We start from the raw sequence: 13,343 nt of genomic DNA, 5'->3' as shown, positions 1-13,343 counted from the left end.
TTATATTGCGATATCCTAAAAGTAGTCTGCTCTAATATCGTTATTCGGTAAAAATTTCAAATATGGCAAGCGGTTACACTTAGCTTTAGTAATTTTAAAGTTTCAAACAAATTTTTAAAAATGTCAAAACAGCCAAAATTAACACGATTTAATCAAAGTGTTTTATCAAAATATCAAATCTATAACGGAATTTTCATGACCCTGCCATTTGATGCCGTCACAAAAACGGGTGTCTTATTGCCTTTGTTTCATGAAACCTGCCAAAAAGGCTTTAGTGCCGGAGATGACCCTACCACTATAGTCAATTCTTTTTTCAAAAAATACCAAGCCCGACGTACTCCAGAAAGCCAGATTAATTTGTTATTTCGCTTTATTCAATACATTGAACGACAGGTTGTTTTGTTTGATGCCATTGAAGATGCGGCATTTCCCATAGTCAATAATATGGACGGGATTGGTACTTTAAGAAGTTTGAAGGAAAGTGTCTCTGCTGACAATAAGCTGGAACTCCTCAAAAAATATTTGGAAGAATTTAAAGTTCGGATCGTCCTAACCGCACATCCTACACAATTTTATCCAGGATCTGTTTTAGGAATTATTACAGATTTGACCGAAGCCATTAAGGAAAACGATTTGCTTCGCATCAACGATTTACTCGCTCAATTAGGGAAAACACCATTTTTTAAACATGAAAAACCGACCCCTTACGATGAAGCTGTTAGCTTAATCTGGTATTTGGAAAATGTTTTTTATAAATCCTTTGGAGACATCTTCGATTATATCCAACAAAATGTTTTTGATGGTAAGCAAATAGACAACAACATTATCAATATCGGATTTTGGCCCGGTGGCGATCGCGATGGAAACCCTTTCGTAACCCCTGAAATCACGCTCAAAGTAGCAGCACGTTTAAAAGAAACCATCATTAAGAATTATTATCGCGACGTTAGAAGTTTAAAAAGAAAGCTAACTTTTAGAGGTATAGAAGATAGCATGTCGTTCCTTGAAAAAGAACTCTATGAACTTATGATTGGCAATCCCTCTGAATTGACTTTAGAGGATTTAAGAGCAGAATTGAATTCGGTTAAGGACATTATCATCCAAAAACACCAATCTCTATATGTTGCCGAAATCAACAGTTTGCTCAACAAAATTCACCTCTTCGGATTTCATTTTTCAACTTTGGATATCCGTCAGGACAGTCGCGCGCACGACAAGGTATTTACCGATTTAGTGCAAACATTATTAGATGGTGGCAACACTATTTTTCCAAAAAACTATTTTGATCTTTCACATAAAGAACAAGTGGACGTGCTCTCAAAGATTAAGGGTAAAATTGACTTCTCATTGATTAAAGAGGAAGAAACGCTCAAAACCTTACAAATCATTGAAGCCATTAAAACTATTCAGGAAAATAATGGCGAACAGGCTTGCAACAGATATATCATCAGTAATACCCAAAGCACACTACATGTCATGCAATTGTTTGCGATGTTAAAACTCGTTTCATTTCAAGAGGAGATGCCCGTGGATATCGGCCCTCTTTTTGAAACAATAACCGATTTGGAAAACGCGCATTTGATAATGGAAGAGCTTTATACCAATCCTGCTTACAGCGCCCATTTAAAATCGAGAAAAAACAAACAAACCATCATGCTTGGGTTTAGTGACGGTACCAAAGATGGTGGCTATCTAATGGCCAATTGGGCCATTTACAAAGCAAAAGAACGCCTCACTGAAATTTCACGTAAGTATGATGTCACCGCTATTTTCTTTGACGGTCGTGGTGGCCCACCTGCACGTGGTGGTGGAAAAACACATAATTTTTATGCGTCTTTAGGCCCTACAATTGAAGACAAAGAAGTGCAATTGACCATACAAGGGCAGACCATTAGTTCTAATTTTGGAACTTTGGATTCGTCACAATATAATTTGGAACAACTGATCAGTTCTGGTATATATAACAGCTTAAGCGATACCGATTTACGCATGAAACCAGAAAACAGAGAAGTCATGGGTAATTTGGCAAGCTTGAGTTATAAAGCTTACGCGGACTTTAAAGCGCATCCAAAATTCATTTCTTATTTAGAGAATATGAGTACCTTAAAATATTATTCCAAAACCAATATTGGAAGTAGGCCAACCAAACGTGGCAAATCGGAAGGCCTTGTTTTTGAAGATTTAAGAGCCATCCCATTTGTAGGATCTTGGAGCCAACTCAAGCAAAATGTCCCTGGATTCTTTGGTGTTGGTACAGCTTTAAAACACTATGAAGATGCCAATGAATTTGAAAAAGTACAGCGCCTCTTCAAAACCTCGAGTTTCTTTAAAACCCTGATAGAAAACAGCATGATGTCACTCTCTAAATCTTTCTTTGATTTGACGAAATACATGTCTGACGACGCTGAGTATGGTGAATTCTGGAATATCATCCATGATGAGTACGTTATCACAAAACGTCTGATCCTTAAGTTAACAGGCTACACTGAATTGATGCAAGAAGAACCTTCAGGCAAAGCTTCCATTAGCATAAGGGAATCTATTGTATTACCGCTTTTGACCATCCAGCAATTTGCCTTAAAGAAAATTCAGGAATTGGAGAAAGAATCACCGCGGGATGAAGCGCAGATAAAAGTTTACGAAAAGATCGTCATGCGTTCTTTATTTGGAAATATTAATGCGAGTAGGAATTCGGCCTAAAGATTTGAGTTCATACTTTGAAGGTTTCCTTCTGTAAAATGATTAGAGCCTTTAAAATAAGACAATAGTTTCCAGTAAAAACTAAAATGACTTAATAAGCCTATTTAAAACAAAAGTTTTTGAGGATTTTAAAAAATATTTCTAAGGAGAGGTGATTCGGCAATTTTAACGACAACTATTTTTAAATCATTTAAAATCAAGTCTTTGTTCTTGATTCTTTATAAGAAAACAATCAATATGAAAAATAGATTCACACATTCTTCACAAAAATGTTAGGTTTTGAAATAATAAATTTTGATTTTTGACGGACAAATGAAAAAACAAAACTTAGATATTATTTCTATTATTAGCGCTGTGATTATTTCACAACGGTGAGGAATGGTACATTAAGTTTAAAAATATAACTAAAGCCTTCCTCTTAATTGGAAGGCTTTTTTTTGTAAAACTCGGTTTTAAAGAATTGCGAAGCAATGAATTCAAAACAGATAGTTGAACTAATTCCGCGTTTTTTGCGGGATCTCAATTTCAACCTAGATTAATAAAGTATGAATCAAAATATTATCATTATTAGCGTGATTATTATTAACTCCTGTTAGTTGATACAGTATGCTATTTCCATAAAAGCCTGTATCAATTGAGATACAGGCTTTTTTAATTTAAAAGTTTAGCATTTTGAACGTCATAAATAAATTGAATTATAAAACTGATTATCAGCATTTTACATATCAAAGAGAAACACTGAGTTTAGTCTTAAACACCAATTTCAAAACCTTGAAACAATCTTATATTGTAATTTTAAAACTTTAAATGATTATGAACGCGTATTCCAACAACCAAACTATTATTTACCACAACGGTGAGTATTTAAAACCCGAATCGGCAACGGGCAGTTTATACAGCCAAACATTGCATTATGGCAATGGGGTTTTTGAAGGCATTAGATCTTACGAAACTCCTGAAGGCACCAAGATTTTCAAAGCTAAAGAACACTACGAGCGTCTACAATATGGCGCAAAGGTTATGGGTATTCCCTTCAACTATACTGTTGAAGAGCTTACGGCCATCACCTACGATCTTTTGGAACGTAACAATTTGGCAGACGCCTATATCCGTCCTTTAATCACTACCGGTGCCAATATGGGATTATATACTTCAAAAGACTCCATATTGACCATGCAGTGCTGGGAATGGGGAAAATTGATGGGTGATAAATTACTGCGAGTGATGACCTCTTCATTTGAACGTCCAAATCCAAAATCCTGTTTTGTTGAAGCCAAAGTAACGGGACATTATATCAACTCCATTTTATCCACCAATGAAGCTAAAGATGCAGGTTTTGATGAAGCATTGTTATTGGATATGCATGGCAATGTTGCAGAATGTTCAGGAGCAAACATCTTTATGGAAAAGGACGGAAAGTTATATACGCCTAAAAAAGGGAGTATCATGGCCGGAATTACACGTTCTACCATCTTAGAAATTTGCCGTGAAGAAGGTATTCCAGTTGAAGAAAAACATTTCAAATTGGAAGAATTAAAACAAGCAGACAGTTCATTTTTTACGGGAACGGCCGCGGAAGTTGTTGGGCTCAAATCATTGGATGATTATGAATTTCCTTTAAAATGGACAGATTCATTAGGATTTAAATTAATGCAGTTGTACCAACAAGAAGTTTTAGGACAACGAAAAAACAAACTTTCAAAAGCACTATGAGTAATCTAAATAAATACAGTAAAACAGTCACGCAAGATCCAACGCAACCCGCAGCACAAGCCATGTTGCATGCCATTGGATTGACTACCGAAGATTTTTTCAAACCCATGATTGGAATTGCCAGTACTGGTTACGAAGGCAATCCGTGCAACATGCACCTGAATGATTTGGCAAAATTGGTGAAGGAAGGCACAAAAAATGAAGATATCATCGGACTGATTTTCAATACGATTGGGGTAAGCGATGGTATTTCAATGGGAACTCCTGGGATGCGTTATTCTTTGCCTTCTCGTGACATCATTGCAGATTCCATGGAAACCGTAGTACAAGCCATGAGTTATGATGGTTTGGTAACCGTAGTAGGTTGCGACAAAAATATGCCTGGAGCGTTGATGGCGATGATTCGTTTAGATCGACCAAGTATCTTAGTGTATGGTGGTACCATCGATTCAGGATGTCATAATGGTAAAAAATTGGATATTGTTTCGGCATTTGAAGCTTGGGGCAGCAAGGTTGCCGGTACCATGTCAGAAACCGAATACCAAACAATTGTAGAAAAAGCGTGCCCTGGAGCTGGTGCTTGTGGTGGGATGTACACTGCAAATACAATGGCTTCGGCTATTGAAGCCTTAGGAATGACCTTACCGTTCAATTCATCAAATCCTGCCTTGAGCAAGGATAAACAACAAGAATCCGTTAAGGCCGGCGAAGCTATGCGGCTCTTATTGGAAAAAGATATCAAACCCTCAGACATCATTACCAGAAAATCTCTGGAGAACGCGGTTAGGCTGGTAACTATCCTTGGAGGTTCAACGAATGCAATACTTCATTTTTTAGCTATCGCAAGAGCGGCACAAATAGATTTTACACTTAAAGATTTTCAAAATATAAGTGACAATACGCCATTTTTAGCAGATTTAAAGCCAAGCGGAAAATATCTAATGGAAGATGTACACGCTGTTGGCGGCATTCCTGCAGTTTTAAAGTATCTCCTGAAAAAAGGAATGCTTCATGGCGATTGTATGACGGTTACCGGAAAAACCATGGCAGAAAACTTATTGGACGTCGACGATTTAAAAGAAGGCCAAGACGTCATTATGCCAATAGAAAACCCGATAAAAATCTCTGGTCATTTACGCATGCTCTATGGCAATCTCGCTCCAGAAGGAAGTGTGGCAAAAATAACCGGGAAAGAAGGTCTGAAGTTTATTGGAAAAGCAAAGGTGTTTGAAGGAGAATATGCCGCCAATGATGGCATTAGAGATGGAAAAGTTGAAAAAGGTGATGTTGTGGTTATTCGCTATGAAGGTCCAAAAGGAGGTCCTGGAATGCCTGAAATGTTAAAACCAACCGCAGCCATTATTGGCGCAGGATTAGGTCAAGATGTTGCATTGATTACCGACGGTCGTTTTTCAGGAGGCACGCATGGTTTTGTGGTTGGACATATCACTCCAGAAGCGCAAGAAGGCGGTGCGATTGCTTTGGTGAAAAATGGCGATTTGATCACCATTGATGCCGAAACCAATACCATTACTTTAGAAGTATCAGAAGAAGAACTTCAAGAAAGACGATCAAAATGGCAGGCACCAGCGTTAAAATTTGATCGAGGCGTTCTATATAAATATGCAAGAACAGTTTCATCAGCATCTAAAGGATGTGTAACGGATGAATTCTAAAATTCCTGCGCCTGCCTGTCGGCAGACAGGAAGGCAGGAATCTTTGATCTGGGAAGCCATAAATAAAACTATAAAGATTGTTGAGATTCCTCCCGATAGCTATCGGGATTAAAGGAATTAAAAAAGTTTTCAATATGAAAGACACACAAACATTAAATAAAGTGGAAAAAACAACCCCTACTACTATGCGTATCTCTGGTAGTGAAGCCATTATAAGATGCCTCATCGCTGAAGGCGTGGACATCCTTTATGGTTACCCAGGTGGTGCTATCATGCCTGTATACGATGAGCTTTATAAGTTTAGAGATCAGATTCACCATGTACTTACACGTCATGAACAAGGTGCTACTCATGCTGCGCAAGGCTATGCACGGATTTCAGGAAAAGTTGGTGTTGCTATCGCGACTTCTGGTCCAGGAGCAACAAACCTCATCACAGGAATTGCAGACGCTCAAATAGATTCTACGCCAATGGTATGTATTACTGGCCAAGTAGCATCTCATTTGTTGGGCAGTGATGCATTTCAGGAAACCGATATTATCGGCATTTCTACACCAGTGACCAAATGGAACCACCAAATTAGCAAAGCTTCGCAAATCCCAGAAGTAATTGCCAGAGCATTTTACCTTGCTAGAAGTGGACGTCCAGGACCGGTGTTGATTGATATTACCAAAGATGCCCAATTTGAAGAATTCGATTTTTCATATGAAAAATGCAAAGGTGTCAGAAGCTATAATCCAATTCCAAAAACGGACATTGATGATGTAAAAGCAGCAGCCCTTTTAATAAATTCCGCCAAAAAACCGTTTATTGTTTGGGGGCAAGGAGTCATATTAAGTGAAGCCGAAAAAGAATTGATAGCCGTTATTGAAAAAGCAGGGATTCCTGCGGCATGGACTATTCTCGGTGCTTCCGCGGTACCTACTGCACATCCATTAAATGTTGGTATGGTAGGTATGCACGGAAATTATGCGCCTAATGTGTTGACCAATGAATGCGATGTTTTAATTGCAATAGGCATGCGTTTTGACGATCGGGTTACTGGTAAATTAGAGACTTATGCAAAACAGGCCAAAATAATTCATTTTGAAATTGATCCTTCTGAGATTGATAAAAATGTAAAAACAGACGTGTCGGTTTTAGGTGATGCCAAAGAAAGTTTATCACAATTGTTACCATTATTAAAACCAAATTCACATACAGAATGGCATCAACAATTTAAAGATTTGTACACCATAGAATACGAAAAAGTCATCAAGGATGATCTGTATCCTACAAAAGAAGGATTGACCATGGGCGAAGTGCTTAAGGAAATCAATATTCAGACCAAAGGAAATGCTGCTATTGTATCCGACGTTGGCCAGCACCAAATGATTGCTTGCCGATATGCTGAATTTACAACCACCAGAAGTAATATTACGTCTGGCGGATTGGGAACAATGGGGTTTGCACTTCCTGCAGCTATCGGAGCCAAAATGTCAGCTCCAGAACGCGATGTCGTCGCAATTATTGGCGATGGCGGCTACCAAATGACCATTCAGGAGTTAGGCACCATTTTTCAGCAAAAAGTACCAGTAAAGATTGTTGTATTGAATAACGAATTTTTAGGAATGGTTCGCCAATGGCAACAGCTGTTTTTTGAAAAACGGTACGCATCTACCGAAATGACCAATCCAGACTTTGTCGCTATTGCAAAAGGCTATTATATCGATGCACAAAAAGTTACCAAAAGAGAGGATTTAAAAAAAGCTGTTGCTGAGATGATGGCTTGTGAAGGCCCGTACTTCTTAGAAGTAAGAGTAGAAAAAGAGGGGAATGTTTTCCCTATGATTCCAACAGGTGCAAGCGTTTCAGATATTCGTCTGGAATAAGCTTGAAGATGGAAGTATGAAGAAAAATAATTATAACTGAGTAAAAAGAAGAGAATAAATATGACTTTGGCACAATTTAAATTGTAAGTCTACCCACTAACCTCTACAATCATATGACAACTATGAGTGAAATAAATATGTATACCGTTTCCATTTACACGGAAAATAATATCGGGTTATTAAACCGAATTTCGGCCATCTTTCAGCGTCGTCACATCAATATTGAGAGCATCAACTCATCGGTTTCTGAAATTGAAAATGTATCAAAATGGACCATTGTTGTAAAGCTTACAGAAGTTCGAATGAAAAAAGTCATCGGTCAGATAGAAAAGCAAGTCGAAGTCATCAAAGCGTACTACCATACCGAAGAAGAGACTATATACCAAGAGTCTTGCTTATTTAAGCTTAGAACCAATTTACTTTACGACGAACGTGAAGTTCAAAACATTATAAAAGAAAGCAACGCCCGAATTGTGACCGTTAACAGAGATTTTTTCGTCATCGAAAAATCTGGACTAAAAGAAGAATTAGAGTTATTACATCGTGAATTAAATGTTTTCGGAATCATGCAGTTTACCCGTTCAGGACGTATTGCAGTGACCAAGGACGAAATGAAAATATCAAAAATGCTCGAAGCATTTCAACATTAAAAATAAAACTAAAATGTCAAATTATTTCAACACATTACCGTTAAGATTACAATTAGAGCAATTAGGAAAGTGCCGATTTATGGAGGCCTCAGAATTTGAAGATGGCATCAACGCACTTAAAGGAAAGAAAATAGTTATTGTAGGCTGTGGTGCCCAAGGTTTAAACCAAGGCTTGAACATGCGCGATTCCGGTCTGAACATTTCTTATGCCTTACGTGACGCCGCCATTAAAGAGAAGCGTGCATCGTATAAAAATGCAACGTCCAATGGATTTACCGCTGGCACCTATAACGAATTGATTCCAACAGCAGATTTAGTTCTGAATTTAACGCCGGACAAGCAACATACCGATGTCGTAAAAACCGTGATGCCACTAATGAAGAAAGGCGCAACCTTAAGCTATTCTCACGGCTTTAATATCGTAGAAGAAGGCACAAAAATCCGTGAAGACCTTACCGTTATTATGGTAGCACCAAAATGTCCTGGAACAGAAGTACGCGAAGAATATAAGCGTGGCTTTGGTGTTCCAACGTTAATAGCCGTGCATCCTGAAAATGATCCAGAACAAAAAGGTTTGGATCAGGCAAAAGCTTATGCGGTTGCTACTGGAGGTGATAGAGCAGGTGTTTTGGAATCTTCTTTTATTGCTGAGGTGAAAAGTGATTTAATGGGCGAGCAGACCATTCTTTGTGGCGTGCTTCAAACTGGCTCTATCCTTGCCTTCGATAAAATGGTTGAAGAAGGCGTCAATGCCAATTATGCTGCTAAATTGATTCAGCTAGGTTGGGAAACCATTACCGAAGCCTTGAAACATGGTGGGATAACAAATATGATGGACCGACTGTCAAATCCGGCCAAAATCAAAGCCTATGAAATGGCCGAGGAATTAAAGACTATTCTAAAGCCATTATTTGAAAAACACATGGACGATATTATTTCTGGACATTTCTCACAGACCATGATGGAAGACTGGGCCAATGATGATGTCAATCTTTTAAAATGGCGTGCTGCAACCGGCGAAACCGCTTTTGAGAAAACAGAACTGACATCAGATCATATCTCAGAGCAAACCTATTTCGATCACGGAGTCCTCATGGTAGCCTTTGTGAAATCTGGAGTAGAGTTAGCTTTTGATACTATGGTGAGTGCGGGGATTATTGAAGATTCAGCCTATTATGAGTCTTTACACGAATTGCCGCTGATTGCCAATACTATCGCAAGAAAAAAATTGTTCGAGATGAACCGTGTTATTTCTGATACGGCCGAATATGGTTGTTACTTATTTGACCATGCCGCCAAACCTCTATTGGTAGATTTCATGAAGAATGTTGATCCAAAAACTATCGGAACTTCTTTTTCAACATCAAATGCCATTGATAATCAAGAATTGATTGCCGTTAACGATGCTATCAGAAACCACCCTATCGAGACGGTTGGAAAACGATTAAGAGCAGCAATGACCGCCATGAAAGTTATAAAAGCTGATTCTGAAATTGAAGATTCAGTTTTAGTATAAAAGAAATCTTAGCATCCTATGGATGTGTTTAATTTAAAAGGCAGGAGAATCCTCCTGCCTCTAAAGAACTGTGATGAAGGTTGAAACCAAAATATATTACCCAAGTATGGCCGCTGTTGAAGAAGCCGCCCGAAAACTACAAGATGTTGCTGAAGTAACACCGTTAACCGTTAGCAAGCGCTATTCAAAGGAATTTGAATCAAACATAATATTTAAACGCGAGGATCTGCAGCAGGTGCGTTCTTACAAAGTTAGAGGTGCCTACAATAAAATGGCATCGTTGAGCCCTACACAAATTGAAAATGGAATCGTGTGCGCAAGTGCTGGAAACCATGCTCAAGGCGTAGCTTTGTCTTGTAAATTATTGAAAATAAAAGGCACTATTTTCATGCCTGCACCCACCCCAAAACAAAAAATTGAGCAAGTCAATATGTTTGGCGAGGAATATACCGAAGTGGTTTTAGTTGGCGACACATTTGACGATGCCAACGCTGCTGCAATGGAAGAGTGTGAACGCTTGAACAAAACCTTTATCCATCCGTTTAATGATGAAAAAGTGATTGAAGGGCAAGCCACTATGGCTCTTGAAATTATTGATCAGGCCCAGCATCCTATCCATTATGTATTTGTTCCTGTTGGCGGCGGCGGATTGTCGGCTGGATTGTCTTCTGTTTTTAAGGAATTATCCCCCAATACAAAAATTATCGGGGTGGAACCTAAAGGCGCTCCGTCCATGTCCACCTCAATTCAGAATAAACGAAATACTGAGTTAAACAAGATCGAAAATTTTGTCGATGGGGCTTCGGTAAAACGCGTAGGTGACTTAAATTTTGCTATTTGTCAGCAGAATTTGGATGCCATGATTACCGTAGATGAAGGTAAGGTTTGTGAAATCATGCTCGACCTTTATAACAAAGACGCGATAATTGTAGAACCCGCAGGCGCTTTAAGTATTGCGGCTTTAGAGCAATATGCCGATGAAATCAAAGGCAAAAACGTCATTTGCATTGTCAGCGGAAGTAATAATGATATCACCAGAACTGCTGAAATAAAAGAACGCGCCCTTTTATACGCCAATCTCAAGCATTATTTTATTATCAAATTCCCACAACGTGCAGGTTCGTTACGGGAGTTTGTGGTCGATATTTTAGGCCCAAATGATGATATCACCTATTTTGAATACACGAAAAAAACAAATCGTGACAACGGTGCTGCCGTAGTGGGATTGGAGTTAAAATCAGCCAATGATTTAGAGCCTCTGATTACCAAAATGAAGCTTCACAATTTCTACGGTGATTACCTCAACGATAAACCAGATTTATTTCAATTTTTAGTATAAAACAATCTTATGAATACTATTCCAGAACAATTTCAAATCAAATCACTAATCCATCAAAACAGCTATTTAGTAGATGGCGAATTAAAACCCTGGTCTGGAGATAGCTCAGAAGTCTATTCCACCATCTCTTCCACTGAAATCTATAAACCAACATTATTGGGCACCATTCCTACCTTAGGCGAAAAGGAAGCCTTAGAAGCTTTAGATGCTGCGGTAAATGCCTATGATAAAGGTCAAGGTTTATGGCCAACCATGAAAGTCAAAAATCGAATTGAATGCATGGAAAAGTTTGTCACCCAAATGAAAACCAAGCGAGAAGAAATTGTGAAATTACTCATGTGGGAAATTGGCAAAACCTTACCCGATTCAGAGAAAGAATTTGACAGAACGGTCGATTATATCTACGATACCATTGAAGAATACAAACAATTAGATCGCGATAATGCCAAATTTGAAAAAAATGATGGTGTTTATGCCCATATCCGAAGAGGGCCACTTGGTGTCGTCTTATGTTTAGGGCCTTACAACTATCCTTTAAATGAAACTTTTGCGCTGTTGATTCCAGCATTGATCATGGGAAACACAGTAATCTTCAAGCCCGCAAAATATGGCGTGCTATTGATCTCGCCATTATTGGAAGCCTTTCAAAGCAGCTTTCCAAAAGGCGCCGTTAATATTCTTTATGGGCGTGGAAGGACGGTAGCCACTCCAATTATGCAGTCTGGGAAAGTTGATGTTCTGGCACTTATCGGGAATAGTAAATCGGCCAATGCCCTTCAAAATCAACATCCAAAAAGTAATAGATTACGATTGGTTTTAGGCTTGGAAGCTAAAAATCCAGCCATTGTTCTTGCGGATGCCGATTTGGATTTGGCCATCGACGAATGTATCGCCGGTACCACCTCATTCAATGGGCAGCGTTGTACTGCACTCAAAATAGTTTATGTACATGAAGACATTGTGGATGAGTTCAACAAACGCTTTTCTGCAAGAGTCGATGCTTTAAAATTTGGCAATCCTTGGGAAGCTGGTGCTAAATTAACCCCACTTCCTGAATCAGATAAGCCGCAATACATTCAAGAATTAATTGATGATGCACTTGAAAAAGGCGCGAAAATATTAAATGAGAAAGGCGGAAAAACCACTGAAAATTATATTTTCCCAGCGGTATTGTACCCTGTGAACAAGGAGATGCGCGTATTTCAGGAAGAGCAATTCGGACCTGTAATTCCAGTGCTTTCTTTTAAGGATATCGATGAACCATTAAATGATATGGCGGAATCGAACTACGGTCAGCAAGTCAGTTTATTTGGTAGTGATATCAATACCTTGGCCCCTTTGATTGACACTTTGGTGAACTTGGTATGTCGTGTCAATTTAAACAGTTCTTGTCAACGAGGACCCGACGTATATCCGTTTACTGGTAGAAAAGATTCTGCTGTTGCAACCTTAAGTGTCCATGATGCCTTACGTTCATTTTCAATACGAACGTTTGTAGCTTCAAAAGACAATGCTTATAACAATACCATTTTAAAGAATTTATTAGATAGCAAAGCCTCAAATTTCATGAGTACGGACTATATTCTTTAAAAAAGGTTAAAAATTATTTGAAATATTAAATTAATTGTTACTTTTGATCTATGATTCTAATGAAAAATAAAATACGTCCATCAAGTCCCGCAATGGTATTGCGCAGACGCTGTGCATTCTAACCTTAAAAGAAGTCACTAACGTATATTTATTTTTTTTACCTTGATCACATCACCACACATAATTTACTTTTCAAATTCAGTTGTTACAAATAGCAACCGTATTAGGATATGTCCTGTTTTGTTCCGTCGCCCTTAAGGGTGCGCACTATTTTTGGAACTTAGGTGA

At 38.4% G+C, this 13,343-nt stretch carries 8 protein-coding genes; all 8 read left to right on the top strand.

Annotated elements, in window-relative coordinates; translation table 11 throughout:
* Positions 1-120: 120 nt before the first annotated feature.
* The 8 genes from J4051_RS01175 (at position 121) to J4051_RS01140 (ending at position 13,055) form a co-directional block, all read left to right on the top strand.
* Positions 121-2,700 (top strand): phosphoenolpyruvate carboxylase, encoded by a 2,580-nt coding sequence (locus J4051_RS01175; RefSeq protein ID WP_208231777.1) that lies wholly within the window; start codon positions 121-123, stop codon positions 2,698-2,700.
* A gap of 813 nt (positions 2,701-3,513) precedes the next feature.
* Positions 3,514-4,413: a branched-chain amino acid transaminase gene (locus tag J4051_RS01170; RefSeq protein WP_208231776.1), complete on the top strand. Its 900-nt coding sequence runs from the start codon at positions 3,514-3,516 to the stop codon at positions 4,411-4,413.
* Positions 4,410-6,089, top strand: coding sequence for a dihydroxy-acid dehydratase (ilvD, locus tag J4051_RS01165; protein WP_208231775.1), 1,680 nt, complete (start codon positions 4,410-4,412; stop codon positions 6,087-6,089). The genes J4051_RS01170 and ilvD overlap by 4 nt, the downstream gene beginning before the upstream one ends.
* Positions 6,090-6,223: 134 nt before the next feature.
* Positions 6,224-7,960 (top strand): biosynthetic-type acetolactate synthase large subunit, encoded by a 1,737-nt coding sequence (gene ilvB, locus J4051_RS01160; protein WP_208231774.1) that lies wholly within the window; start codon positions 6,224-6,226, stop codon positions 7,958-7,960.
* A gap of 122 nt (positions 7,961-8,082) precedes the next feature.
* Positions 8,083-8,610, top strand: a complete 528-nt coding sequence (ilvN, locus tag J4051_RS01155; protein ID WP_208231773.1) for an acetolactate synthase small subunit — start codon at positions 8,083-8,085, stop codon at positions 8,608-8,610.
* 13 nt (positions 8,611-8,623) lie between these two features.
* Positions 8,624-10,126 (top strand): ketol-acid reductoisomerase, encoded by a 1,503-nt coding sequence (ilvC, locus tag J4051_RS01150; RefSeq protein ID WP_208231772.1) that lies wholly within the window; start codon positions 8,624-8,626, stop codon positions 10,124-10,126.
* A gap of 73 nt (positions 10,127-10,199) precedes the next feature.
* Complete coding sequence (ilvA, locus tag J4051_RS01145; protein ID WP_208231771.1) at positions 10,200-11,465, top strand: threonine ammonia-lyase IlvA; 1,266 nt, start codon at positions 10,200-10,202, stop codon at positions 11,463-11,465.
* 9 nt (positions 11,466-11,474) lie between these two features.
* The gene (locus tag J4051_RS01140) at positions 11,475-13,055 is read left to right on the top strand and encodes an NADP-dependent glyceraldehyde-3-phosphate dehydrogenase (protein ID WP_208231770.1); all 1,581 of its coding nucleotides are present in this window, start codon (positions 11,475-11,477) and stop codon (positions 13,053-13,055) included.
* Positions 13,056-13,343 lie beyond the last annotated feature (288 nt).

This window comes from Gelidibacter pelagius (genome assembly GCF_017581925.1).
In the GTDB taxonomy this organism is placed as follows: Bacteria; Bacteroidota; Bacteroidia; order Flavobacteriales; family Flavobacteriaceae; genus Gelidibacter; species Gelidibacter pelagius.
This window is presented reverse-complemented; position numbering and strand designations above follow the sequence as displayed.